Source organism: Streptomyces pratensis (assembly GCF_037137275.1).
GTDB classification, from domain to species: domain Bacteria; phylum Actinomycetota; class Actinomycetes; order Streptomycetales; family Streptomycetaceae; genus Streptomyces; species Streptomyces pratensis_B.
Map to the genome: position 1 here is coordinate 161,252 of NZ_JBBBEN010000045.1, position 23,278 is coordinate 184,529.

Here is a 23,278-nt window from a genome sequence, read left to right on the forward strand (position 1 = left end):
AGCATGGTCCGAATTCACTCGGTTCACGGGGTTACCGGGCGGGTGGCGTCGGGATACCGAGGGCGGCTCACACCAGCGCGGGAGCGGGTCCCAGCGGGAGCAGCATGATGACGTCGTCGCGGTCGTCGCCCTCGGCGACCCGGATCGCGGCGGGCACCCGTCCGACCTCCCGGTATCCGCAGGCGGCGTAGAAACGGTCGGCCCCGGTGCCGCCCCGGCAGGTCAGGCGGACCGCTTCGATGCCCTCGATGGAGCGGGCCGCGTCGGCCGCGGCCGCCAGCAGCGCACGGCCGTATCCCTTGCCCTGGTGGCGGGGGTGGACCATGACGGTGTAGAGCCACAGCCAGTGCCGCATCAGCCGGTGGGTGTTGAGGGCGAGGAAGGCGGTGGCGGCGACGGCCCCGTCCTCGTCGCGGCCCACCAGCAGCCGGGTGCGGCCGTCCTCCATGGCGGCGAGGTGCCTGAGCAGTTCGGGCCGGATCTCCTCCGCCGTGACGGGCGGGACGAATCCGACGGCACCGCCCGCGTTGCTGACGTCGGCCCACAGGGCGGTGACCCCGTCGCGCAGGGCGGGCGTGAACGCGGGGTCCAGTTCGAAAGTAAGCGCCATAGACGCAGATTAACCATTACTGCTGGCGGGCTCAATCTCTGTCCGCAACGCGGAACGCGCAGCACGCCCGGAACGCGGAGCGCCCCGGCCGCGTGCGGCGGCCGGGGCGCTCTCGGGGTCCGGGACTTCCTCAGGGGAGGAGGCCGGCGACGGCGTCAGACCCGCATCGGCTGCGGCGACTCGCGCCGCCCCTCCTGAGGGCCCGGGTACTCGCGCAGGATCTCGTACCGGGTGTTCCGCTCGACCGGCCGGAAACCGGCGTCGCGGATCAGGTCCAGCAGGTCGTCGCGGCCGAGCTTGTTCGGCGTGCCGAAGTCGTCGGCGTCATGCGTGATCTTGTACTCGACGACCGAGCCGTCCATGTCGTCCGCGCCGTGCTGCAACGCGAGCTGGGCGGTCTGCACCCCGTGCATCACCCAGAACACCTTGACGTGCGGCACGTTGTCGAAGAGCAGGCGGGAGACCGCGAAGGTCTTCAGCGCCTCCGCGCCGGTCGCCATCGTCGTCCGCGCCTGGAGCTTGTTGCGGACCTTGCCGTCCTTCATGTCCACGAAGTCGTGCTGGTAGCGCAGCGGGATGAAGACCTGGAAGCCGCCGGTCTCGTCCTGCATCTCCCGCAGCCGCAGCACGTGGTCGACACGGTGGCGGGGCTCCTCGATGTGCCCGTACAGCATCGTCGCCGGGGTCTTGAGCCCCTTCTCGTGCGCGAGGCGGTGGATGCGCGACCAGTCCTCCCAGTGGGTGCGGTGGTCGACGATGTGCTGGCGGACCTCCCAGTCGAAGATCTCCGCGCCGCCGCCGGTCAGCGACTCCAGACCGGCCTCGATCAGCTCGTCGAGGATCTCGGAGGCCGAGAGGCCGGAGATCGTCTCGAAGTGGTGGATCTCCGTCGCCGTGAACGCCTTCAGCGCCACGTCCGGCAGGGCTTCCTTCAGCGCGCTCAGCGAACGCGGGTAGTAGCGCCACGGCAGCGTGGGGTGGAGCCCGTTGACGATGTGCAGCTCGGTGAGGTTCTCGCCCTCCATCGCCTTGGCGAGGCGGACGGCCTCCTCGATGCGCATCGTGTAAGCGTCCTTCTCGCCCGGCTTGCGCTGGAACGAGCAGTACGCGCAGGAAGCGGTGCACACGTTGGTCATGTTGAGGTGACGGTTGACGTTGAAGTGCACCACGTCACCGTTCTTGCGCGTCCGCACCTCGTGGGCCAGCCCGCCGAGCCACGCCAGGTCGTCGGACGCGTAGAGGGCGATCCCGTCCTCGCGGGTCAGCCGCTCGCCGGCCCGGACCTTCTCCTCCAGCTCGCGCTTGAGTCCCGCGTCCACTAGGGCGCCTCCCATATCTCCGTACAACAGACTCCGCCTTACGGTACTCCCCCGCCCCCGGGACGGGAGGCGCGCCCTTCGCGGCGCTCCGGCGCCCGGCGCCTACGGCTCCTCCGGGAGCTCCCCGACCCGGTTCTCCCACTTGGTGGAGAGCACGATCGTGGTGCGGGTGCGGGAGACGCCCTTGGTGCCGCTGAGGCGGCGGATCGTCTTCTCCAGCCCGTCCACGTCGCCGACCCGGACCTTGAGCATGTAAGAGTCGTCGCCGGCGATGAACCAGCAGTCCTCGATCTCCGCGAGGTCCTTCAGCCGGTGCGCCACGTCCTCGTGGTCGGCGGCGTCCGAGAGCGAGATCCCGATGAGCGCGGTGACGTCGAGCCCCAGCGAGGCGGAGTCGACGGTGGCGCGGTAACCGGTGATGACACCGGCGGATTCCAGCCGGTTGATGCGGTCGGTGACGCTGGGCCCGGAGAGCCCCACGAGCCGCCCCAGCTCGGCGTACGAGGCCCTGCCGTTCTCCCTGAGGGCCTGGATGAGCTGCCTGTCCACCGCGTCCATATGACTGGAACCTTCCATTGTTCAGCAGTACCGCGAGTTTACGTGTAGAATCTAAGGCATGTAGGGCTGAAGCCCTGCGGATCTTCTAGAACATCCAAGAAAAGCTTTCGAATCTTCAGGAGTGAACTTCACCGTGTACACGATCGAGATGGCCTACGCCCGGATGCGCGAGCTGCAGGACCTGGCCAACCGCTCGCGTGCCCACCAGCCCGCCGCCGCGCACCGGGTCGACCGGACCCGCGCCCCGCGCGCGCCCAAGAAGCGCTGACCCGGGCGGCCGCTCCGGCCGCCCCACCGGAACCCTCGTCCCCACCGGGTCAGTCCCCCGCGGCGCGGGAGCCGCCGCCGAGCTCCCCCTCCCAGCGGCGGTAGAGCCCGTGCGGCGCCCCCGCCGCGTCGAGCACCCGGCCCGCGACGAAGTCCACCAGGTCCTGGATGTGCGTGGCGCCCGCGTAGAACGCCGGAGAGGCGGGCAGCACGACCGCGCCCGCCTCGTCCAGGGCCACCATCTGCTTCAGCGTCTGACCGCTCAGCGGGGTCTCGCGCACCGCGACGACCAGCGGGCGGCGCTCCTTGAGCGTCACGCTCGCGGACCGCTGGAGCAGGTCCTTCGACAGCCCGAGCGCCACCCCGGCCACACAGGCCGTCGAGGCCGGCACGATGAGCATCCCCTTCGCCGGGTAGGACCCGGAGGACGGCCCGGCGGCCAGGTCCCCGGCCGGCCAGTGCCGCACGCGGTCCAGCTCCGCCCCGGCCACCGTGAAGGTGTCGGGCCGCCCGTCCGCGCCCCGCGCCAGCCAGGTCCGCAGATCCTCCTGCCAGTGCCCGTCGCGGAAGCCGATGCCGGTCTCGTCGAGCAGGGTGAGGCGGGAGGCCCGGCTCACCACCAGATCCACGCTCTCGCCGGCTGCCAGGAGCCCCCGCAGCACGGCTGCCGCGAATGGGGTACCCGAAGCGCCGGACACCCCGACAATCCAAGGCCGCCGCTGCTGCTGAGTCTCTGAAGTCCCGGAATTCACACGCGCGAGCCTATCCGGCACGCCCCCGCACGCCACATCCGGAACCGCTCGGGCTTCCCGGGCGTTCCCCATAGGACGGGCAACCCGGGGCAGGGGACGGCCATGGACGACTTCCGGATCACCGACCACTCCGCGCACCGCACCACCGGCAGCGGCTCCAGAGCCCTGACGGCCGGGGCGGTGATGCTGAGCTGGGTCGCCCTGCTGTGGGTCCTCGAAGGGATCGACGCCGCCACGGGCAACGCTCTGGACACCTACGGCGTCAGCCCGCGCGACCCGGCCGAGCTGAGGGACGTGGTGCCCGCCGCGTTCCTGCACAGCGGCTGGGAGCACGTCGCCTCCAACAGCGTGCCGCTGCTGGTCCTCGGCTTCATCGCCGCCCTCGCGGGCCTGCGCAGATTCGCCGCCGTCGTCCTGACCGTCATCCTGGTCAGCGGCCTCGGCGTCTGGGTGACCGCCCCGTCGAACACGGTGACGCTCGGCGCGTCCGGCGTCGTCTTCGGGCTGCTCGGCTATCTCCTGGTCCGCGGCTTCGTGGACCGCCGCCCCTGGGACGTGCTGATCGGCGTCGGCGTCGCCCTGGCCTACGGCTCGCTGCTCTGGGGCGTCCTGCCGACCGACTCGGGCGTCAGCTGGCAGGGCCACCTGTTCGGCCTGATGGGCGGCGTGGCGGCGGCCTTCTTCTTCCGCCGCCCGCGTCGGCCGCCCCAGACCCTGGTCACGGTCTGACCCCGGCCCGGAGCGGGCGCCCGGGGCGGGCTCCGGTCCTCAGGGTGTGAGGCCGCGCAGCAGCAGGTCGAGCAGCGCGCAGGCGAAGAGCGCCATGCCGATGAAGCCGTTCACCGAGAAGAAGGCGCGGTTCAGCCGGGACAGGTCGTGCGGCCGCACCACCCGGTGCTCGTAGACGAACGCCGCCGCGACGACTGCCATGCCGATCCAGTAGAAGACCTCGGCGTCCGTGGCCAGACCGAACCAGACCAGCAGCCCGGTCGTCACCGCGTGGCAGACCCGCGCCCCCCACAGCGCGGCCGGAATCCCGAAGCGCGCCGGGAAGGAGAGCACCCCGTGCGCCCGGTCCGCCCGCACGTCCTGGCAGGCGAAGATCAGGTCGAAGCCGCCGATCCAGATCCCGACGGCGAGCCCGAGGATCACCGCGTCCCACGACCAGCTGCCGGTCACCGCGAGCCACGCGCCGATCGGCCCGATGGCCTGCGCCAGGCCCAGGATGGCGTGCGGGTAGTTCGTGAACCGCTTGCCGTAGGGGTAGACCACCATCGGCACGACGGCCACCGGCGCGAGCACCAGGCACAGCGGGTTGAGCAGCGCGGCCGCCCCGAGGAAGACGACGAGCGCCACCAGCGCCCCCGTCCACGCCGACTTCACCGACACCGCGCCGGTCACCAGCTCGCGGCCGGCCGTGCGCGGGTTGCGGGCGTCGATCTCCCGGTCGATGATCCGGTTCGCGGCCATCGCGAAGGTCCGCAGGCCCACCATCGCGAGCGTGACGAGCAGCAGCGTGCCCCAGTGGACGGAACCGTCCAGCCGGAACATCGCGGTCAGCGCGGCGATGTACGCGAACGGCAGCGCGAAGACCGAGTGCTCGATCATCACCAGTCGCAGGAACGCCCTGACCTTGCTGTCCGAGGGCGCGGGGCCGGGTTGGGACGTCGTCTCCGTCGTACCGCTCACAGCCCGTATTCCTTCCAGCGGCGGTCGACCTTCGCCGCCGTCCCCGGGTCGGACTCGACCATCTCCGGCCAGCCCCCGTCCCGGGTGTAGCCCTCCTCCGGCAGCTTCCTGGTGGCGTCGATGCCCGCCTTGCCGCCCCAGAACTGCTGGTAGGAGGCGTGGTCAAGGTGGTCGACCGGCCCCTCGACGACGGTCAGGTCGCGGGAGTAGTCGGTGTTGCCGAGCGCCCGCCAGGCGACCTCGTGCAGATCGTGGACGTCGCAGTCGGCGTCCACCACGACGATGAGCTTGGTCAGGGACATCATGTGCGCCCCCCAGACGGCGCTCATCACCTTCTGGGCGTGCTTCGGGTACTTCTTGTCGATCGAGACGATCGCGCAGTTGTGGAAGCCGCCCGACTCCGGCAGGTGGTAGTCCACGATGTCCGGCACGATGATCTTCAGCAGCGGCAGGAAGAACCGCTCCGTGGCCCGGCCCAGCGGGCCGTCCTCGGTCGGCGGGCGGCCCACCACGATCGACTGGAGCAGCGGCCGCCTGCGCTGGGTGATGCAGTCGATCGTCAGTGCGGGGAACGGTTCCTGCGGGGTGTAGAAGCCGGTGTGATCCCCGAACGGGCCCTCCGGCAGCATCTCGCCCGGCTCCAGCCAGCCCTCGATGACGACCTCCGCGTGCGCGGGGACCTGGAGCGGCACGGTCTTGCAGTCGACCATCTCGATCCGCTTGCCCTGGATGAACCCGGCGAAGAGGTACTCGTCGATGTCCCCGGGCAGCGGCGCGGTGGAGGCGTAGGTGACGGCGGGCGGCGCGCCGAAGGCGATGGCGACGGGCAGCCGCTCCCCGCGCCGGGCGGCGACCTGGTAGTGGTTGGCGCTGTCCTTGTGGATCTGCCAGTGCATGCCGATGGTGCGCTTGTCGTGCCGCTGGAGCCGGTAGAGGCCGAGGTTGCGCACGCCGTTCTCGGGGTGCTTGGTGTGGGTCAGACCCAGGTTGAAGAACGATCCGCCGTCCTCGGGCCAGGTGAACAGCGCGGGCAGCTTGTCCAGGTCGACGTCGTCGCCGGTCAGCACCACTTCCTGGACGGGCGCGTCTGCGGACTTCACCTTCTTCGGCGGGACGTGCACCATCGAGCCGAGCTTCCCGAAGGCCTCCCGCACCCCGACGAATCCCTGCGGCAGCTCCGGCTTGAGCAGCCCGCCGATCTTGTCGCTGATATCGGCGTACGACGTCAGGCCGAGCGCCTTGAGGAGGCGACGGTCGGTACCGAAGACGTTCATGGCCAGGGGCATCGAGGAGCCCTTGACGTTCTCGAACAGCAGCGCGGGGCCGCCTGCCTTGTTGACCCGGTCGACGATCTCGCCGACCTCCAGGTGGGGGTCGACCTCGACCTTGACGCGCTTGAGATCACCATCGCGCTCAAGAGCCCGGAGCAGGGAGCGAAGATCGTCGTAAGCCATGGGAGCCAGTTTGTCATCCCCGCCCGCACGGCCCGCCGGGGCTCCCCCGGACAGCCGCCCGGAAAGTCCGCCCACGCGCCCGGAAAGTCCCGCTCCGGGCCCCGGCGCCCCGGCGCCGAGCCGGTACCCTGGCCGCGACACCGGGGAACCATCACGCCCCGCCGCCACCTCCTGGGGGACGCACCATGAGAGCCCTGATGATCCTCGTGCCGATGGCGCTGATGATCTACGCCTTCATCGACTGCCTGAACACCCCGGAAGAGGAGACGAAGCACCTGCCGAAGCTGGCCTGGGTCTTCATCATCCTGCTGTTCTGGGTGGTCGGCGCGATCGGCTGGATCGTGGCCGGCAAGAAGCGGCGCGGGGCGTCGGGGGGCGGCATGGCCGCCTCGTGGCAGCGCGGCCGGCGGACCCAGTGGGTCGCTCCCGACGACAACCCCGACTTCCTGAAGTCCCTCAAGAGCGATGTCAGGGGCGCGGACGGGGAAGAGACCGTGGCCGCCCCGGAGAAGCGGGACCCGGCGGGCGCGGCGGCGGACAGCGGGGCGGAGAAGGACGGGCAGGCGCCGTCCCCCACGGACCGGGAGGCGGACCCGCTCCGCGAGGAGGAGCCCAAGCGCCGCGAGCGCAGCACCGGCCCGGACGACGCGACCCCGCCCGTGACCGGCTGACCGGCCGTTCCCGCTCCCCGGCCGGCTATTCCCGCCGGTCGGGGTGATCTTTCCGACCGGCGCGGTGAGCGCGTCACGGGGGCCGCTTCGGCCATCCTCGAAGGGGTAACGCACCCAGGCACCGCACGCGTGACCCCTTAGGAGCCCCCCATGTCCACCACCCCCGCCGTGGCCTCCTCCGAAACCCCCGCCGCGCTCGTCGCCCGGCTCCGCGCCGCCTTCCGCACCGGCCGCACCAAGGACCTCGCCTGGCGGACCGGCCAGCTGGAGCGGCTGCGGGCCCTGCTCACCGAGCACGGCGACGACCTCGCGGACGCCCTCCGCGCCGACCTGGGCAAGAGCCGCAAGGAGGCGTACCGCACCGAGATCGACTTCACGGTCCGGGAGATCGACCACACCCTGGAGCACCTGGCCGACTGGCTGCGTCCCGAGCCCGCCCCCGTACCGCCGCATCTCGCCCCCACCGGCGCGCAGGCCCGCACCGTGCTGGACCCGCTCGGCGTCGTCCTGGTCATCGCGCCCTGGAACTACCCGGTGCAGCTGCTGCTCGCCCCCGTCGTCGGGGCTCTGGCGGCGGGGAACTGCGTGGTGGCCAAGCCCAGCGAGCTGGCCCCCGCGACCTCCGCCGCCGTGGCCCGGCTGCTGCCCAGGTATCTGGACACGGAAGCGGTGGGCGTCGTGGAGGGGGCGGTCGAGGAGACGACCGCCCTGCTGGAGCAGCACTTCGACCACATCTTCTACACCGGCAACGGCACGGTCGGCCGGATCGTGATGACGGCCGCGGCCAAGCACCTGACGCCGGTCACCCTGGAGCTCGGGGGCAAGTCCCCCGCCTTCGTCGACCGGGGCACGGACCTGGAGGCGGTGGCCGGGCGGCTCGTCCAGGGGAAGTTCCTCAACGCCGGACAGACCTGCGTGGCCCCCGACTACGTCCTGACGGACCCGGAGACCGCACCGGCTCTCACCCGGGCGCTGGCGGCGGCGGTGGAGCGGCAGTTCGGCCAGGACCCGGCGGACCACCCGGAGTACGGGCGGATCGTCAACGAGCGGCACTTCGACCGGCTCACCGCCCTGCTGGACTCCGGCCGCACCGTGACCGGCGGCGCCCACGACCGCGGGACGAAGTACATCGCGCCGACGGTGCTGGCCGACGTCGCGCCGGACGCTCCCGTCATGGGCGAGGAGATCTTCGGCCCGATCCTGCCGCTGGTGACGGTGGACGGCCTGGACGAGGCGATCGCGTTCATCAACGAGCGGGACAAGCCGCTGGCGCTGTACGCGTTCACCGAGTCCCCCGGCGTACGGGAGCGGCTGCTGGCCGAGACATCGTCGGGCGGGGTCGGCTTCGGCCTCCCGCTGGCCCATCTGACCGTGTCGGACCTGCCGTTCGGCGGGGTCGGGGAGAGCGGCATGGGCAACTACCACGGCCGCTACTCGCTGGAGACGTTCAGCCACCGCAAGGCGGTCCTGGACACCCCGCTGAGCGCCTGAGCCGGACGCACGGCTCCCCGGGCGGAGGTCCGCCCGGGGAGCCGTGCGCCGTGCAGCGGGCTCAGACCCCCGCGTAGGAGTGCAGGCCGGTGACGAAGATGTTCACGCCGTAGTAGTTGAACAGCCAGCAGCCGAAGGCGGCGAGCGCCAGGTAGGCGGCCTTGCGGCCCTTCCAGCCGGCGGTGGCGCGGGCGTGCAGGTAGGCGGCGTAGGCGACCCAGGTGATGAAGGACCAGACCTCCTTGGGGTCCCAGCCCCAGTACCGGCCCCAGGCTTCGCCCGCCCAGATCGCGCCCGCGATGATCGTGAACGTCCACAGCGGGAAGACCGCCGCGTTGATCCGGTACGAGAACCTGTCCAGCGACGCGGCCGACGGCAGCCGCTCCATGACCGAGGTCGCGAACCTCCCGGGCGTGCCGCCGTCCGCGAGCTTGTTCTCGTAGCTGTCGCGGAAGAGGTAGAGCACCGTGCCGACCGCGCCGAGGTAGAAGACGGCTCCGCAGATGATGGCGGTCGAGACGTGAATCCACAGCCAGTACGAGTGGAGCGCCGGCACCAGCTGGTCGCTGTCGGTGTAGAGCGTCGTGGTCGCGATGCCGAGGTCCAGCAGGACCGTGGTGACCAGCGGAAGGCCGATCCACCGGACGTTCTTCTTCAGCAGGAGCAGCACCAGGTAGGAGCCGACCGCCACCGTGGAGAAGGTGATCGAGAACTCGTACATGTTGCCCCAGGGGGCCCGCCGCACCGACAGGGCGCGGGTGACGACGCCGCACGCCTCGACGGCGAACGCCACCACGGTCAGCGAGACCGCGATGCGGCCCCACAGGTCGCCCTTGAAGGTGCCGCCCGCCGCGCCCGGCCCGTCGGGCACGTCGCGGGTCCCCGCGACGGAGCGGGTGACGACCTCGGGCCGCTCCAGCACGGCGGTGCCGCCGGCCTGCGCCCTCGCCGGAGCGGCGGCGGAGACAGCGCCCCCGGCCCCGGCGGCCCCGGCGCCGGACAGCGCGGCGGCCGTGCGGCCGACCTTGCTGCGGCTGCCGAGCACCCACTCCGCGATGTGCGCGAAGAAGGCCAGGGTGTAGACGGCCATCGACGAATAGATCAGCACATTGCTGGTGTGCGCCAGGCTCTCGTTGGTAGCGGTGGCGAGATTCACTTCTCAGCCCCTTCGGCAGGTGCTTCGGCAGGGTGTACGGGCCGGCTCCCGGCCTCGTTCGGTGCATCGGCCGTGTCCGGCCCGTCGGCCGTGTCCGGCCCGTCCGGCGTCTCGGGCGTGTCCGGCTCCGCGGCGGCGACCGGCGCCGTGGTGACGAGGGCGGTCGCGAGGCCGCCCAGTTCCTCGGGGAGCTTCGCCGACTCGCCGCGGCCCAGGCCCGCCATCTCCACGACCGTGACACCGTCCGCGCCCCTGACCGCCCGCACCCACACCCGGCGGCGCTGGATGAACAGGGACCCGGCGAGTCCGGCGATGGCGGCGACGGACCCGGCGAGCGCCCAGCCGGAGCCGGGCTGCTGCGAGACCTGGAAGCTGGCCCACTCCTCGACGCCCTCGAAGGTGACAGAACCGGCGCCGTCGGGCAGGTCCAGCTTCTCACCGGGGCGCATCAGCTTCTTGAGCAGCTCCCCGTCCTCGCCCTTGAACTCCTTCATCTTGGAGGTGTCCAGCTGGTAGACGTTCTGCGCCAGCCCGGAGTCGACGCCGAGGGAGCCGTGGTAGGCGCTGAGCGCCAGCACCGGGTACTCCAGCCCGGGGAACTGCGAGAACATCTGGCCCTTGCCCTCGCCGGCGAAGGTCGGCACGAAGAACGCCTTGAAGCCGAGCTGGGTCTTCTTGCCCTCCTTGTCCCGGTAGCCGTCCATCACCTTGATCGCACCGGACGAGGTGACGTTGTCGTCGATCGGCAGCAGCGGCACCGCCGTGCGCGAGACGACGTCGCCGCGGCTGTCGCGCACGGTGACGACGGGGGCGTAGCCGTGGGCGATCAGGTAGACCTTGGTGCCGTCCACGACGAGCGGCTCGTTGACCCGGATCACGCTCTTGCGCTCGGGCCCGTCGGCTCCCTCGCTGTACCGCACCCGCGCCTCGAAGGTCCGTGGGGTGCCGCGCTGCGGGCCGCTCTTCTCGTACGTGCCCACGAACTCGTCCAGCACGAAGCTGAAGGGGGCCAGCGTCTCCGAGTCGTACAGCGAGCCTGACTTGAAGTCGTCGTACTGGGTGAGCGTGTTGGAGAAGCCGTCGCCCTCGACGATCAGCTTGCCGCCCTCGGAGTTGAAGAGCTGGCCCACGGCGAAGGCGACCAGCATCACGATCAGCGAGATGTGGAAGAGGAGGTTCCCGGCCTCGCGGAGGAAGCCCTTCTCCGCGGCGACCGCGTCGCCCACCGTGTGCGAGCGGAAGCGCCGTTCGCGCAGGGCCGCGAGGGCCGCTTCGCGGACCGCCTCCGGCTCCGCGTCGGTACGCCAGGTGGTGTACGCGGGCAGCCGGTCCAGCCGCTTCGGGGCGCCCGGGGGGCGGCTGCGCAGCTGGCCGACGAACTGGCCGGTGCGCGGCACGATGCAGCCGATGAGCGAGACGAACAGCAGGATGTAGATCGCGGAGAACCACACCGAGCTGTAGACGTCGAAGAGCTGGAGCTTCTCGTAGATCGGGGTGAGCGTGGTGTGCTGGTCCTTGAAGTCCCGCACCTTCAGCTCGTCGACGCTCGTCTGCGGGACCAGCGATCCCGGGATCGCGCCGAGGGAGAGCAGGAAGAGCAGGATCAGCGCGACCCGCATCGAGGTGAGCTGCCGCCAGAACCAGCGGACCCAGCCGATCACGCCCATGCCGGGCACGAAGGCGCCGCTCTCCGGCCGTTCCTCGCGGGGCGCGGTGGTCAACCGCTCGCCGGCCGCGCCGTGGGCGGAGTCCTGCCCGCCGTCCTGTGCGCGCTGCCGCTCGTCCGTGCTGTTCGCGTTGCTCATGCCGTCAGATCCCCACAACGAAGCCGCTGGTCCAGCCCTGCATCTGCTGCATCAGCGCGGCCCACACGCCGGTCAGCAACAGGAGTCCGGTGATGATCATCATTCCGCCGCCGATCCGCATGACCCACGCGTAGTGCTGCTTGACCCAGCCGAACGCGCCGAGGGCCTTGCGGAAGGCGATCGCGGCCAGGACGAACGGGACGCCCAGGCCGAGGCAGTACGCGACGGTCAGTATCGCGCCGCGTCCCGCGGTGCCCTCGTTGAACGCCAGGGTGCTCACCGCGGCGAACGTCGGGCCCATGCAGGGAGTCCAGCCGATCCCGAAGAGGGCGCCCAGCACCGGCGCTCCGGCCAGCCCGGTCACCGGCCGCTTGTGGATGCGGAACTCCCGCTGCGTCACCCCCGGCAGCCGCCCCATGAAGAAGAGCCCCATGAGGATCATGAGGACGCCGAGGACCTTGTTGATCACCTCGGCGTGCATCTGGAGCTCCCGGCCGAAGTAGCCGAAGAGCGCTCCGCCCGACACGAAGACGACGGTGAAACCGAGGACGAAGAGCGAGGCCCCCGTCACGACCCGGCCGCGCCGGGCCTGGGCCAGGTCGGTTCCTGTGACCCCGGTGACATAGCTCAGGTAGCCGGGGACGAGCGGGAGCACGCACGGGGAGAAGAAGGAGATGAGACCGGCCAGCAGGGCGATGGGCAGGGACACCAGCAGCGTGCTGGTGAGGACGGTCTCGTTGGTCGCGGCGAGCGTGACCGTCCCGTCGCCCGCGGCGAGCGTGACGGCCTCGTGGTACGCGGCGAGCGTGGTCACCGGATCACTTCTCCGCGATGATCGGGTCGATCATCTTGTGCAGCTCGTCCGCGTCGAGCGCCTGGAGCGTGCGGGCCGCGATCTTCCCTTCCCGGTCGATGACCACGGTGGACGGGATGGCCTGCGGGTTCAGGGTCCCCTTGGGGAAGCGCAGGATGAGCTTGCCGATCGGGTCGAAGAAGCTCGGGTAGGTGACCCCGTAGTCCTTCTCGAAGTTCACCGCGGCGTCCCGCTGGGAGTCCCGGGTGTTGATGCCCACGAACTGCACGCCCTGGTCGGCCGTCTCCTTTGCGACCTGCGCGAAGTACTTCGCCTCCAGGCGGCAGGGACCGCACCAGGAGCCCCAGACGTTGAGCACCACGACCTTGCCCCGGTAGTCGGCGAGGTCCAGCGGCTTGCCCTCCAGGTCGTTGCCGTCGAGCTTCGGCGCCGCGACCCGGTCGGCCTTCGCGACGGTGGAGATGCCTCCGCTGCCGGTGACGAAGTTGGTGTTGCCGCCGCCCCCGGCCTTGTTCCCGTCCCCGCACGCGGACAGCGTCAGGAGACCGGCCAGGGCGGTGGCGGCGAGCAGGGTCAAGCGGCGTCGGGACGGGCGGCCAGGGCTCATGTGAAAAGTTTCGCATGGCAGTTCCGGGGATCTCCCCCGCCCCCCTCTGTGCCCGTAAAGCCCCTTGTCAGACCTGCTTAAGGAAAGAGTTCCAGCCACCGGCGGGCGACTGCCCCACCTCCAGCGTCCGGAGCTTGGCGAGGACGGCGGGGTCCTGTGCGTCGAGCCAGTCGACGAACTGCCGGAACGAGACGAGCCGCACGTCGTCCTTGTCCGCCACCTTTTTGATCACCTCTTCCACGGCGTCCATGTAAATGCCGCCGTTCCACTCCTCGAAGTGGTTGCCGATGAAGAACGGCGCACGATTCGACGCGTACGCGCGTTGAAAACCGGCCATATAGGCGCCGGTGGCCTGCTCGCGCCAGCCCGGATAACGCGAGGGCATGCCCTTGGTCGAGTTCTTCGACTGGTTGGCGAGGATGTTGTAGTCCATCGAGAGGACCTCGAAGGAGTGGCCCGGGAAGGGCATCGCCTGGAGCGGGAGGTCCCAGACGCCGCCGCGCTTCACCGGCCAGGTCTGGCGGCCGCCGGGCGAGCTGGCGTCGTAGCGCCAGCCCAGCTTGCGCGCGGTCGGCAGCAGGTTGTCCTGGCCGAGCAGGCACGGGGTGCGGCCGCCGACCAGTTCCTTGCGGTAGTCGAACGGAAGGGGGTCCTCGTTCTCCCAGCCGGTGTTGGTCCGCCATTCCGTGACGAAGGACACAGCCTGATTGATCTCGCTGTGCCATTGGGCGGGCGTCCAGCGCTCGACGGAACCGGAGCCGGCACAGAAATGCCCGTTGAAGTGGGTGCCGATCTCATGGCCGTCGAGCCAGGCCTGGCGCACATGCGTCAGCGTGTCCTTGACGTGGCCGTCGGTCAGATAGCCGATGTCGGACGCGCCGCGGGGGTTGTTCGGCGGGCGGTAGAGGGATTTCTTCGACTCGGGCAGCAGATAGAGACCGGAGAGGAAGAAGGTCATCGCCGCGTCGTGCTCTCTGGCCAGTTCCAGAAAGCGTGGGAAGAGCCCGTTGCCGACTTCTCCCGCCCCGTCCCAGGAAAAGATCACGAACTGCGGCGGCTTCTGGCCGGGTTCGAGGGGAACGGGCGCGGCGGGCTGGTGGGGCTGCTTGCCGGTGTCGGCGGTGGAGCCGTCCCCGATCAGCCGGGCCTTGTCCTTCGCCGAACCGTTTCCGCTCCCGTTTCCACTGCCGCTGCCGCCCGTGCTCGCGTCACCCGCGCCCGCGTCACCCGCGCCGCCGGACCCGCCGCTTCCGGACGAGCCCGAGCCGCCGCAGCCGGCGAGTCCGATCGCGGCCGCCGCGCCGAGCCCCGCCCCGAGCAGTCCCCTTCGATTGATGTCGCGCATACCGTCCCCATCTACGGTCGTTCTATCTCAAGGTCATACAAACTGCTAAAGAGTGAGATGAGAGGGACAACACGGGGGTTCCGTGTATTCGGGGACTTTCTTTACGTTTTACCTTGCGGAGGCCGGGGCCTCGCCCATGCCGCCGGCCGGGGCTCCAGGGCCGCGCCCGTGAGGCCCGCCTGTCGGTCGGACCCCGGGCTCGAAGCGCCCGGGCCGCGGGCCCGGCGGTCCGCGACGGGTGGTCCAGGCCCGGCGGTCCAGGCCCGGTGGAAGGCTGCGCTGTGCTCTCGTGCCGCGTCGCGAGGAGCGGTCGGCGCCGACGGCCCGGCCCGGGGGGACGGCTTCCCCGTCTCCGACGTCTCATGCGCGGGACCGGCCCCCGGGCGTACGGCGGCGGGCGCGGACCTCGCGCGGCTCTCGGGTACGCGGAGCTCTCGGGTACGCGACGGCGGGCGCCCACCGGTGGCGCGGACCCGCGGGCGCGGACCGGCGAGCGCCCACCGGCGGGGCGGGGCCGCGACGGCACAGGGGACGGGACCGGTCGCCGTCCACAGCGGCAGCCGGTCCCGTCGGGTCCCGTGGGCGAGGCGCGTCCGCCGGGCGGTTACGCGCCGAACGCCTTGGACTGCCCCGGCTTCCCCTTCACCGGCTTGGCGCCGGCCAGCAGGTGCGCGGGCACCAGGTCACGGGCGGGCTCCGTGTAACCGACCGAGACGATCGTGTCGCCGCGGTAGGTGAAGCTGGTCAGCGAGGCCAGCGTGCACTGGCGCTTGCGCGGGTCGTGCCACAGGCGGCGGCGCTCCACGAAGGAGCGGACGATCCAGATGGGCAGCTGGTGGCTGACGCAGACCGCCTCGTGCCCGCGCGCCGCGTCCCGGGCCGTGTCGAGCGCGCCCATCATGCGGACGACCTGCTCGATGTACGGCTCGCCCCAGGACGGCTCGAACGGGTTGGTGAGGTGCTTCCAGTTGCCCGGCTTGCGCAGGGCCCCGTCGCCGACGCCGAAGGTCTTGCCCTCGAAGACGTTGGCGGCCTCGATCAGCCGCGGGTCGGTGGCCAGGTCCAGGCCGTGCGCCCGGGCGACCGGGTCGGCGGTCTCCTGGGCGCGCTCCAGCGGGGAGGCGACGACATGGGTGACGTCGCGCTTCTCCAGGTGCTCTGCGACCCGGTCGGCCATCTTCCGGCCGAGGTCGGAGAGGTGGTAGCCGGGGCGTCTCCCGTAGAGCACGCCGTCCGGGTTGTGCACCTCCCCGTGCCGCACCACGTGCACCACGGTCAGCTCCTCGCGGCTCGCGTCCCCGCTCATGCGGTGGCCTCCGATGCGGCACGGGCGGCGGCGGGCAGGGCGGCGGCGACGCGCTCGACGGCCCGCTCGTCGTGGGCGGTGGAGACGAACCAGGACTCGAAGGCGGAGGGCGGCAGGTAGACGCCCTGCTCCAGCATGGCGTGGAAGAACGCGGTGAAGCGGAACGCGTCCTGCTTCTTCGCGCCGTCGTAGTTGCGGACCGGCTCGTCGGTGAAGAAGACCGAGAACATGTTGCTCGCGGCGGACACGGTGTGCGCGACGCCCTCCTTGGCGAGCGCGTCGCCCACCAGCGTGCGCAGCTCGGCGGAGACCGCGTCGATCGTCGCGTACGCCGCGTCGTCCAGCAGCCGCAGCTGGGCCAGCCCGGCAGCGGTGGCGACCGGGTTCCCGGAGAGGGTGCCCGCCTGGTAGACCGGGCCGGCCGGGGCGAGGTGGGCCATCACGTCGGCACGCCCGCCGAAGGCCGCGGCGGGGAAGCCGCCGCCCATCACCTTGCCGAAGGTCATCAGGTCGGGCCGGACGCCGTCGACGCCGTACCAGCCGGCCTTCGACGTGCGGAAGCCCGTCATGACCTCGTCGGAGATGTACAGGGCGCCGTTGGCCGCGCACAGCTCCTTGAGCCCGGCGTTGAAGCCCTCCGCCGGCGGCACGACGCCCATGTTGCCGGGCGAGGCCTCCGTGATCACACAGGCGATCTCCCCGGGGTGCGCCGCGAAGGCGGCCCGCACGGCATCCAGGTCGTTGTACGGCAGGACGACGGTGTCCCCGGCCGTGGCGCCGGTGACCCCCGGGGTGTCGGGGAGCCCGAAGGTGGCCACGCCGGAGCCGGCGGCGGCGAGCAGCGCGTCCACGTGCCCGTGGTAGCAGCCGGCGAACTTGACGACCTTGGCCCGGCCGGTGAACCCGCGGGCCAGCCGGATCGCCGACATCGTCGCCTCGGTGCCGGAGGAGACCAGGCGCACCTGCTCGACCGGGGCGACCCGGGCGACGATCTCCTCGGCCAGCGCGACCTCGCCCTCGCCCGGCGTACCGAAGGAGGTGCCGCGGGAGACCGCCTCCTGGACGGCGGCGATGACCTCGGGATGAGAGTGGCCGAGAATCATCGGCCCCCATGAGCACACGAGGTCGACGTACTCACGGCCGTCGGCGTCCGTGAGGTACGGGCCGGTCCCGGACACCATGAACCTGGGCGTACCGCCCACGGCCCGGAAGGCACGCACGGGAGAGTTCACGCCGCCGGGCGTCACGGCGGACGCACGGTCGAACAGCGACTGCGAAACTGGGGCTTCGTATGAATACGCCACTTTGGTCCTGATCTGCGATTCGGATGTCGGGAGGCCGGGCCGGAAGATCCCTGAGAATTTCGGCCACCGGTGAGCAGGGAGCGCGCCCCCCTCGTATCACGAAAGGGCCTCAGCCCCCTCACGTCTGCGAAACTGGGGCCTCATAGGGAAAGCTCACACATGCCATGGTGTCAGAGGCGCGGGCGGTCTTGCGGGCAGGTGTTTCACCGCACGTCCGCGGGGGAGGTCACTGTCACGATGATCGGGTCGCACGGCCGGGGCCGTGCCTCCCAAGTAGTAGTCGGGTGGATGAGATATGCATCGCGGTGGCGGAGTGGGCGAAGGGACGGGCGACCTGGGGCCCGAGCCTGCCCGGCGAGGGCGGCACCGGCGCAGGGCCGAGCGCGTACAGGGCAGGGGCATGGAGGGCACTCCGATTCCCGGGAGCAGGAGCAGTGGCGGAATGGGGGTGACCTACAAGTATTTCGGCGCCCCGGACGGGGCGACGGCCGCGCGGGTGCCCATTTCGATGCGCCCGGAAGAGCTCGGCGGTGATGAGCTGGGCATGGGCGGCATGTTCACCAAGATCAAGCCGGAGACGGTGGCCGCCATGGTCCTGACCGGCATCCAGGGCATACCCCTGAACGCGGTCCCCCCGCTCGAACTGGTCGTCCTCCACCCCGACTACGCCGTGGTCAGACTTCCGATGACCGTCGTCGACCCGCTGCGCGGCGTCGGCGAGGAGTCGGTCGGCGCGGCGGCCTTCATCTGGTCCACGGTCCCCGACCGCGGCGGCCCGCGCGACGCGTACAACGTCTACCAGCTGCTCCACGAGTGGCAGGACTTCTCGCACCGGCTGCACGACGCGGGGCACCAGGCGTACTGCCTGGTGTGGCCCTGACCCCGCAGAGCCGTCCCGCGCCCGGGGCCCGCCCCGCGTCCGGGGCCCACCCCCCGATCGGGCGCGGCGCGTCCGCGGGGTCGTACGCGGGGGCAGGAGCGCTCCGGCGCACGCCGGGCACATGCTCCCCGCCCGGATTCCCGACGCACGTTGTTCCTGGCCGCCGATCCCGCCCCGGTGGCATCCTGACGGGGTGAACGGACCCGAGATCACCGTCGAAGTGGCCCCCGAGCTCCGCCTCTTCGTCCCCCATGACCGCCGCCGCGGCGCCGTGCCCCTCACCACGGACGGCTCCTCGACGCTCGGCCACGTCATCGAGTCCCTCGGGGTGCCGCTCACCGAGGCCGGTGCCCTGCTGGTGAACGGCGGCCCGGTGGCCCGCTCGCACGTGCCGGGGCCCGGCGAGCATGTCGAGGTCCTGGCGGTGGAGCGGCCCCAGCCGGTGCCCGGAGCACCGCTGCGCTTCCTCCTCGACGTCCACCTCGGCACCCTCGCCCGCCGGTTGCGCCTGCTGGGCGTCGACGCGGCCTACGAGAGCGAGGACATCGGCGACCCCGCACTCGCCGCCCTGTCGGCGCGCGAGCGGCGCGTCCTGCTCTCGCGGGACCGGGGGCTGCTGCGCCGCCGCGAGATCTGGGCCGGGGCCTACGTCTACAGCGACCGCCCGCAGGAACAGCTCCGCGACGTCCTGGGACGCTTCGCGCCCGTCCTTGCCCCCTGGAGCCGCTGCACCGCGTGCAACGGCGTGCTGGCCGAGGCCGACAAGGATTCCGTGAGCGCCGAGTTGGAGCACGGCACCCAGCAGGCGTACGACGCGTTCGCCCGGTGCACGGAGTGCGGCCGGGTGTACTGGCGCGGCGCGCACCACGGCCACCTGGAGACGATCGTGTCCGACGCGGTACGCGAGTTCGGCGGCGCGGTGGCGTAGCCGGGCCGCCGGGCCCCGGCCCGCTGCCCGCCGCCGCCCCGGTCGCGGCTACGGCGACGGCTACGGCTACGGCTACGGCTACGGCTACGGCTCAGAAGGCGTACGCGTCCCCCGTCGAGGGTGCCAGCACCGTGTGCGCGTCGTTCCGGGGGTCCGTGTCGCGCACCCCGCCGTTCCACACGGTGTCGACCCGCACGACCACCTCTGCCGGACGGCCCGCGAGCCGCAGGTCCAGCGCGGTCCACCGGGCCCGCCCGCCGGAGCGCAGTTCCCCCGTGGCACACAGCACCACGGACGCGCCGCCCCACAGGCACCCCTCGGGAAGCCGCTGCCGTGCGGCAGGCGGCTCGGAGAAGCGCAGCCGCACCGTGGAGGCCGCGATGTCGGCGGGCCCCCGGTTCGCGGTCCGGAACCGGACCGCGAGGCGGTCGTCCCTGAGCGCGACGTGCCCGTGGTGAGAGACGTCCGCCTCCGGTAGCGGCACGGCTTGCGGTGCGGGTTCGGCCTGCGCGGCCGGTTCGGTCCGCGGCGCCGGTTCGGTCCGCCCGGCCGGGACCTCTGCGGCGGTCGTTCCGGCCGGGTCCGGGGCCGGGGCGTCGGCCGCGCCCGCCGTCGGCACGGCCATCACCGCCGCCACGACGGCAGCGGACAGGGGCAGGAGGAATCCTCTACTACGCGTCAGCATGCCCCGGAACGTACCGAGAGCGGCGATTGATCGGATGAACGTACCGATATGACGCGCCCTCCCCCACCCGCACAGCCCACGGCCGCCCGCGCCGGGGGAGAGCGTCCCGGCCTGCCTATCCTTTCCCCGTAACCGATCAGCTGTTCCGAGGAGATCGCCATGGCCGCCACCCCCATCGCCGTCATCACCGGCGCGAGCAGCGGCATCGGCGCCGCGACCGCCCGGACCCTGGCCGCCGCCGGTTTCCGGGTCGTGCTCACCGCCCGCCGCAAGGACCGCATCGAGGCGCTCGCCGCCGAGATCACCGAAGCCGGTCACCAGGCGACGGCCTATCCCCTCGACGTCACCGACCGGGCGGCGGTGGACGAGTTCGCCACCGCCTTCCGCTCCCTCGCCGTCCTCGTCAACAACGCGGGCGGGGCGTTGGGAGCCGATCCGGTCGCGACCGGCGACCCCGCCGACTGGCGGCAGATGTACGAGACGAACGTGATCGGCACCCTCAACGTCACCCAGGCCCTGCTGCCGGCCCTCACCGCGAGCGGCGACGGCACGGTCGTGATCCTCTCCTCGACCGCCGGCCTCTCCACGTACGAGGGCGGCGGCGGCTACGTGGCGGCCAAGCACGGCGAACACGTCCTGGCCGAGACGCTGCGCCTGGAGATCGTCGGCACCCCGGTCCGCGTCATCGAGGTGGCCCCCGGCATGGTCAGGACCGAGGAGTTCGCCACCACCCGCTTCCGGGGCGACGCCGAGAAGGCGGCCAAGGTCTACGCGGGCGTCGACGCCCCCCTCACCGCAGAGGACGTGGCCGACACGATCGGCTGGGCCGTCACCCGGCCCAGCCACGTCAACATCGACCTCCTGGTGGTCCGCCCCCGCGCCCAGGCCTCCAACTCCAAGGTCCACCGCACCCCGTGACCGGCCCGGGGGCCGGTCGGCCGTGACTGGGTCGGGGCCGGGCGGCGGCGCGCGGGAAGCCGCACCCCGACCCGTACCTGGCCGCCGCCGGGCTCAGGGCGGCCCCGCTGGACCGCCTGGCCGTCGAGGACGCCCCCACCGCCGCCGGGCGCCTCCTGCTCGCCGCCCCGTGCGCGGGACGGCATCGAGCCGGACCCGCGCACGGTCCTGGTCGCCTCCCTGAGGAAAGGCGGACCTGGCGGAGGCGGCGCAGGGGCCCGGCCCGACACGGACGAGCCCCGGGCCGCACGCGGCGTGGGCGGGACTCACCCGCGTCATCGCGTGGGGCCGGAGCTCACCCGTGTCGCCGCGCGGGGCTCACCCCTTCACGCACACGACCTGCTTCAGCTTCGCGACGACCTGGACGAGGTCCCGCTGCTGGTCGATGACCTGCTCGATCGGCTTGTACGCACCGGGGATCTCGTCGACGACGCCGGCGTCCTTGCGGCACTCCACCCCTCGCGTCTGCTCCTCCAGGTCCTTGGTCGAGAAGCGCTTCTTGGCGGCGTTCCGGCTCATCCGCCGCCCCGCGCCGTGCGAGGCCGAGTTGAACGACTTCTCGTTCCCGAGGCCCTGGACGATGTACGACCCGGTCCCCATGGAGCCCGGGATGATCCCGTGGTCGCCGGAGCCGGCCCGGATCGCGCCCTTGCGGGTGACCAGGAGGTCCATGCCCTCGTACCGCTCCTCCGCCACGTAGTTGTGGTGGCAGGAGATGACCGGGTCGAAGGACACCCGCGCCTTCTTGAACTCCTTGCGGACCACGTCCTGGTAGAGCCCCATCATGATCGCCCGGTTGAACCCGGCGTACTCCTGCGCCCAGAAGAGGTCGTTGCGGTACGCGGCCATCTGCGGGGTGTCCGCCACGAACACCGCCAGGTCGCGGTCGATCAGGCCCTGGTTGTGCGGCAGCTTCTGCGCCTGGCCGATGTGGAACTCGGCCAGCTCCTTGCCGATGTTGCGCGAACCGGAGTGGAGCATCAGCCAGACCGAGCCGGTCTCATCGAGACAGAACTCAATGAAGTGATTCCCCGATCCGAGCGTTCCCATCTGCTTCATGGCACGTTCCTGGCGGAATCTGACCGCATCGGCGATGCCGTCGAAGCGCCCCCAGAAGTCGTCCCAACCCGCCGTCGGGAACCCGTGCAGCCTGCGCGGGTCAACGGCGTCACCGTGCATGCCCCGGCCCACCGGAATGGCCTGCTCGATCCTGGAGCGCAGCCGCGACAGGTCGCCGGGGAGGTCGTTCGCGGTCAGGGAGGTCTTGACGGCCGACATCCCACAGCCGATGTCCACACCCACCGCCGCGGGGCACACCGCCCCGTGCATCGCGATCACCGATCCGACCGTGGCCCCCTTGCCGTAGTGGACGTCCGGCATGACCGCGAGGCCCTTGATCCACGGCAGCGTGGCCACGTTCCGCAGCTGCTGCATCGCCCCGTCCTCGACCGACGCGGGATCGGCCCACAGCCGGATGGGAACCTGCGCCCCGGGCACCTCTACATACGACATAACCCCTCTATTCCCCCGAAAAAAGCGAAAGCGCAAAACTGGCGCCAAGGGCGGCAAAGACCTCGGCCGACCGGCGTGCACAGCGGCGCGTGCGATACACATTGTGTCCATCGGCCGCCTCCGAGCGGCAACCCGTTTTCCGTACCGAAGGGAGCCTGGGACGGTGCGACACATGGCGTACGTACCCGGCGTCGCACTTCTCGCAGCGCTCGTCGCCGGCTGTAGCGCCGGCTCCGACGGCGACGCGAACGGCGCCGACAGCAAGCCGGGCGGCCCGGCCGCTGCCTCCGCGCCCCCCGGGAAGTACCGGACGCTGCCCGCCCCCTGTCGTGCCGTGCCGCTGGGCACGCTGAAGGACCTGCTGCCCGGCGCCGCCCAGCTGCCCGCGGAGCAGCAGGAGAAGGTGTTCCGGGGAGCCGCGTCCGTCACCTACGACACCGACCGCAAGGTCGGGTGCAGCTGGAAGTCCGACGCGCCGGACTCCACCCGGGTCCTCTCGATCGACCTGGAACGCGTCGTGTCGTACGACCCCGCGGTGAGCGACGCCGACCGCGCGGACACGGTGTACGCGAAGAAGGAGAAGGCCGCCGGCCTCTCGGCGGCCACGCCGGGACCGGACGGGGAGCAGGGCGGCACGGAGGAGGGCGGGGCCGAGAACGGCACGGGCCGGCCGGCCGCTCGGACCGAGGGGGGCCAGGAGGCCGCCTCGGACGCCTCCGCTCCGGCGTCCCCCTCCGCGTCGTCCTCCGGGGCGGGCGGCACAGAGCCGGACGACGCTCTGCGGCCGCGGGTCCTGGAAGGCCTCGGGGACGCCGCGTTCCTGGACGATCTCCTCACCCGGGCGGGTTCCACCGCACAGCACCGCACGGTGAGCGTGGTATTCCGCACATCCAACGTGATCGTGACCGTCCGGTACGCCGAGCAGCCGGCCCTCGTCACCAAGGTGCCCGACAGCGGGGAACTGCAGGAGAAGGCCCAGGCACTGGCCCGCAAGCTGGCCGAGACGCTCAGCGCGTAGGCCCGCTCCCACCGGCTTCCGGCGTCCGTGACCGGGCGGCCGGGGGGCCGGGACGGCGGCGCGGGAGGGGCGCCGCCCGTCGTACCGTGGCTGTCCGGAAGACGTCCCGCCCCGCCACCGAGCCCGCCCGCACACCGCACGCCCGAGGCC

23 protein-coding genes are annotated in these 23,278 nt (G+C 71.7%); 8 read left to right on the forward strand and 15 right to left on the reverse strand.

Annotated elements, in window-relative coordinates:
• Positions 1 to 67: 67 nt before the first annotated feature.
• The 3 genes from V9U70_RS01165 to V9U70_RS01175 form a co-directional block, all read right to left on the reverse strand.
• On the reverse strand, positions 68 to 610 hold the full coding sequence (locus tag V9U70_RS01165) for a GNAT family N-acetyltransferase (RefSeq protein ID WP_336672502.1): 543 nt from the start codon (positions 608 to 610) through the stop codon (positions 68 to 70).
• A 155-nt stretch (positions 611 to 765) separates the two neighbouring features.
• Entirely contained in the window at positions 766 to 1,929 is a 1,164-nt protein-coding gene (mqnE, locus tag V9U70_RS01170) for an aminofutalosine synthase MqnE (RefSeq protein ID WP_336672555.1), read from the reverse strand.
• Positions 1,930 to 2,031: 102 nt separating this feature from the next.
• Positions 2,032 to 2,487: an Lrp/AsnC family transcriptional regulator gene (locus V9U70_RS01175; protein ID WP_336672503.1), complete on the reverse strand. Its 456-nt coding sequence runs from the start codon at positions 2,485 to 2,487 to the stop codon at positions 2,032 to 2,034.
• Between the two features lie 121 nt (positions 2,488 to 2,608).
• On the opposite strand from V9U70_RS01175, the gene V9U70_RS01180 reads away from it, so the two are divergent.
• Entirely contained in the window at positions 2,609 to 2,755 is a 147-nt protein-coding gene (locus V9U70_RS01180) for a hypothetical protein (RefSeq protein ID WP_336672560.1), read from the forward strand.
• A 49-nt stretch (positions 2,756 to 2,804) separates the two neighbouring features.
• Here V9U70_RS01180 and V9U70_RS01185 read toward each other — a convergent pair whose 3' ends face one another.
• Positions 2,805 to 3,452: a UbiX family flavin prenyltransferase gene (locus tag V9U70_RS01185; protein ID WP_336672504.1), complete on the reverse strand. Its 648-nt coding sequence runs from the start codon at positions 3,450 to 3,452 to the stop codon at positions 2,805 to 2,807.
• Positions 3,453 to 3,608: 156 nt separating this feature from the next.
• On the opposite strand from V9U70_RS01185, the gene V9U70_RS01190 reads away from it, so the two are divergent.
• Positions 3,609 to 4,235 (forward strand): rhomboid family intramembrane serine protease, encoded by a 627-nt coding sequence (locus V9U70_RS01190; protein ID WP_336672505.1) that lies wholly within the window; start codon positions 3,609 to 3,611, stop codon positions 4,233 to 4,235.
• A 39-nt stretch (positions 4,236 to 4,274) separates the two neighbouring features.
• Here V9U70_RS01190 and mqnP read toward each other — a convergent pair whose 3' ends face one another.
• Both mqnP and V9U70_RS01200 read right to left on the reverse strand, forming a co-directional pair.
• Positions 4,275 to 5,114, reverse strand: a complete 840-nt coding sequence (mqnP, locus tag V9U70_RS01195; protein ID WP_419723915.1) for a menaquinone biosynthesis prenyltransferase MqnP — start codon at positions 5,112 to 5,114, stop codon at positions 4,275 to 4,277.
• A 77-nt stretch (positions 5,115 to 5,191) separates the two neighbouring features.
• On the reverse strand, positions 5,192 to 6,649 hold the full coding sequence (locus V9U70_RS01200; protein ID WP_336672507.1) for a menaquinone biosynthesis decarboxylase: 1,458 nt from the start codon (positions 6,647 to 6,649) through the stop codon (positions 5,192 to 5,194).
• A 185-nt stretch (positions 6,650 to 6,834) separates the two neighbouring features.
• Between V9U70_RS01200 and V9U70_RS01205 the strand changes: the two genes are divergently transcribed.
• Together V9U70_RS01205 and V9U70_RS01210 are read left to right on the forward strand one after the other, a co-directional pair.
• Positions 6,835 to 7,320 carry a PLD nuclease N-terminal domain-containing protein gene (locus tag V9U70_RS01205; RefSeq protein ID WP_336672508.1) on the forward strand — a complete coding sequence of 162 codons (486 nt, stop codon included), beginning with the start codon at positions 6,835 to 6,837 and terminating at the stop codon, positions 7,318 to 7,320.
• A 150-nt stretch (positions 7,321 to 7,470) separates the two neighbouring features.
• Positions 7,471 to 8,811 (forward strand): aldehyde dehydrogenase family protein, encoded by a 1,341-nt coding sequence (locus V9U70_RS01210; protein ID WP_336672509.1) that lies wholly within the window; start codon positions 7,471 to 7,473, stop codon positions 8,809 to 8,811.
• Between the two features lie 61 nt (positions 8,812 to 8,872).
• Here V9U70_RS01210 and ccsB read toward each other — a convergent pair whose 3' ends face one another.
• The 7 genes from ccsB to hemL form a co-directional block, all read right to left on the reverse strand.
• Positions 8,873 to 9,967: a c-type cytochrome biogenesis protein CcsB gene (gene ccsB / locus V9U70_RS01215; RefSeq protein ID WP_336672510.1), complete on the reverse strand. Its 1,095-nt coding sequence runs from the start codon at positions 9,965 to 9,967 to the stop codon at positions 8,873 to 8,875.
• Positions 9,964 to 11,772: a cytochrome c biogenesis protein ResB gene (gene resB, locus V9U70_RS01220; RefSeq protein WP_336672511.1), complete on the reverse strand. Its 1,809-nt coding sequence runs from the start codon at positions 11,770 to 11,772 to the stop codon at positions 9,964 to 9,966. The genes ccsB and resB overlap by 4 nt, the downstream gene beginning before the upstream one ends.
• A 4-nt stretch (positions 11,773 to 11,776) precedes the next feature.
• A complete protein-coding gene (locus tag V9U70_RS01225) occupies positions 11,777 to 12,586 on the reverse strand; it encodes a cytochrome c biogenesis CcdA family protein (RefSeq protein ID WP_419723910.1) in 810 nt (269 codons plus the stop codon).
• 4 nt (positions 12,587 to 12,590) lie between these two features.
• Positions 12,591 to 13,193, reverse strand: a complete 603-nt coding sequence (locus V9U70_RS01230) for a TlpA family protein disulfide reductase (protein WP_336672512.1) — start codon at positions 13,191 to 13,193, stop codon at positions 12,591 to 12,593.
• 67 nt (positions 13,194 to 13,260) lie between these two features.
• Positions 13,261 to 14,538: a polysaccharide deacetylase family protein gene (locus tag V9U70_RS01235; RefSeq protein WP_336672513.1), complete on the reverse strand. Its 1,278-nt coding sequence runs from the start codon at positions 14,536 to 14,538 to the stop codon at positions 13,261 to 13,263.
• A 604-nt stretch (positions 14,539 to 15,142) separates the two neighbouring features.
• Positions 15,143 to 15,844 (reverse strand): histidine phosphatase family protein, encoded by a 702-nt coding sequence (locus V9U70_RS01240; protein WP_336672514.1) that lies wholly within the window; start codon positions 15,842 to 15,844, stop codon positions 15,143 to 15,145.
• Positions 15,841 to 17,112, reverse strand: a complete 1,272-nt coding sequence (gene hemL / locus V9U70_RS01245; RefSeq protein ID WP_336672557.1) for a glutamate-1-semialdehyde 2,1-aminomutase — start codon at positions 17,110 to 17,112, stop codon at positions 15,841 to 15,843. Before hemL ends, V9U70_RS01240 begins: the two co-directional genes overlap by 4 nt.
• Before the next feature lie 478 nt (positions 17,113 to 17,590).
• Here hemL and V9U70_RS01250 point away from each other — a divergent pair, with 478 nt between their 5' ends.
• Together V9U70_RS01250 and V9U70_RS01255 are read left to right on the forward strand one after the other, a co-directional pair.
• A complete protein-coding gene (locus V9U70_RS01250; RefSeq protein WP_336672515.1) occupies positions 17,591 to 18,028 on the forward strand; it encodes a hypothetical protein in 438 nt (145 codons plus the stop codon).
• A gap of 193 nt (positions 18,029 to 18,221) precedes the next feature.
• The gene (locus tag V9U70_RS01255; protein WP_336672516.1) at positions 18,222 to 18,956 is read left to right on the forward strand and encodes a Mut7-C RNAse domain-containing protein; all 735 of its coding nucleotides are present in this window, start codon (positions 18,222 to 18,224) and stop codon (positions 18,954 to 18,956) included.
• A gap of 91 nt (positions 18,957 to 19,047) precedes the next feature.
• On the opposite strand, the gene V9U70_RS01260 is transcribed toward V9U70_RS01255, so the two are convergent.
• Positions 19,048 to 19,641: a hypothetical protein gene (locus tag V9U70_RS01260; protein ID WP_336672517.1), complete on the reverse strand. Its 594-nt coding sequence runs from the start codon at positions 19,639 to 19,641 to the stop codon at positions 19,048 to 19,050.
• 159 nt (positions 19,642 to 19,800) lie between these two features.
• Here V9U70_RS01260 and V9U70_RS01265 point away from each other — a divergent pair, with 159 nt between their 5' ends.
• Positions 19,801 to 20,559, forward strand: a complete 759-nt coding sequence (locus V9U70_RS01265) for an SDR family oxidoreductase (protein WP_336672518.1) — start codon at positions 19,801 to 19,803, stop codon at positions 20,557 to 20,559.
• 357 nt (positions 20,560 to 20,916) lie between these two features.
• Here the strand turns inward: V9U70_RS01265 and V9U70_RS01270 are convergent, their stop codons facing one another.
• A complete protein-coding gene (locus V9U70_RS01270; protein ID WP_336672519.1) occupies positions 20,917 to 22,110 on the reverse strand; it encodes an RtcB family protein in 1,194 nt (397 codons plus the stop codon).
• 172 nt (positions 22,111 to 22,282) lie between these two features.
• On the opposite strand from V9U70_RS01270, the gene V9U70_RS01275 reads away from it, so the two are divergent.
• A complete protein-coding gene (locus V9U70_RS01275; protein WP_336672520.1) occupies positions 22,283 to 23,128 on the forward strand; it encodes a DUF3558 domain-containing protein in 846 nt (281 codons plus the stop codon).
• The last annotated feature ends 150 nt before the right edge of the window (positions 23,129 to 23,278 follow it).

Bases quoted from the DNA above. Each gene is read 5' to 3' on its own strand.
- V9U70_RS01165 (WP_336672502.1), bottom strand. From the start codon at position 610: ATGGCGCTTACTTTCGAACTGGACCCCGCGTTCACGCCCGCCCTGCGC.
- V9U70_RS01175 (WP_336672503.1), bottom strand. From the start codon at position 2,487: ATGGACGCGGTGGACAGGCAGCTCATCCAGGCCCTCAGGGAGAACGGC.
- V9U70_RS01190 (WP_336672505.1), top strand. From the start codon at position 3,609: ATGGACGACTTCCGGATCACCGACCACTCCGCGCACCGCACCACCGGC.
- mqnP (WP_419723915.1), bottom strand. From the start codon at position 5,114: ATGATCGAGCACTCGGTCTTCGCGCTGCCGTTCGCGTACATCGCCGCG.
- V9U70_RS01200 (WP_336672507.1), bottom strand. From the start codon at position 6,649: ATGGCTTACGACGATCTTCGCTCCCTGCTCCGGGCTCTTGAGCGCGAT.
- V9U70_RS01205 (WP_336672508.1), top strand. From the start codon at position 6,835: ATGAGAGCCCTGATGATCCTCGTGCCGATGGCGCTGATGATCTACGCC.
- V9U70_RS01210 (WP_336672509.1), top strand. From the start codon at position 7,471: ATGTCCACCACCCCCGCCGTGGCCTCCTCCGAAACCCCCGCCGCGCTC.
- resB (WP_336672511.1), bottom strand. From the start codon at position 11,772: ATGAGCAACGCGAACAGCACGGACGAGCGGCAGCGCGCACAGGACGGC.
- V9U70_RS01230 (WP_336672512.1), bottom strand. From the start codon at position 13,193: ATGAGCCCTGGCCGCCCGTCCCGACGCCGCTTGACCCTGCTCGCCGCC.
- V9U70_RS01235 (WP_336672513.1), bottom strand. From the start codon at position 14,538: ATGCGCGACATCAATCGAAGGGGACTGCTCGGGGCGGGGCTCGGCGCG.
- V9U70_RS01240 (WP_336672514.1), bottom strand. From the start codon at position 15,844: ATGAGCGGGGACGCGAGCCGCGAGGAGCTGACCGTGGTGCACGTGGTG.
- V9U70_RS01250 (WP_336672515.1), top strand. From the start codon at position 17,591: ATGGGGGTGACCTACAAGTATTTCGGCGCCCCGGACGGGGCGACGGCC.
- V9U70_RS01260 (WP_336672517.1), bottom strand. From the start codon at position 19,641: ATGCTGACGCGTAGTAGAGGATTCCTCCTGCCCCTGTCCGCTGCCGTC.
- V9U70_RS01265 (WP_336672518.1), top strand. From the start codon at position 19,801: ATGGCCGCCACCCCCATCGCCGTCATCACCGGCGCGAGCAGCGGCATC.
- V9U70_RS01270 (WP_336672519.1), bottom strand. From the start codon at position 22,110: ATGTCGTATGTAGAGGTGCCCGGGGCGCAGGTTCCCATCCGGCTGTGG.
- V9U70_RS01275 (WP_336672520.1), top strand. From the start codon at position 22,283: ATGGCGTACGTACCCGGCGTCGCACTTCTCGCAGCGCTCGTCGCCGGC.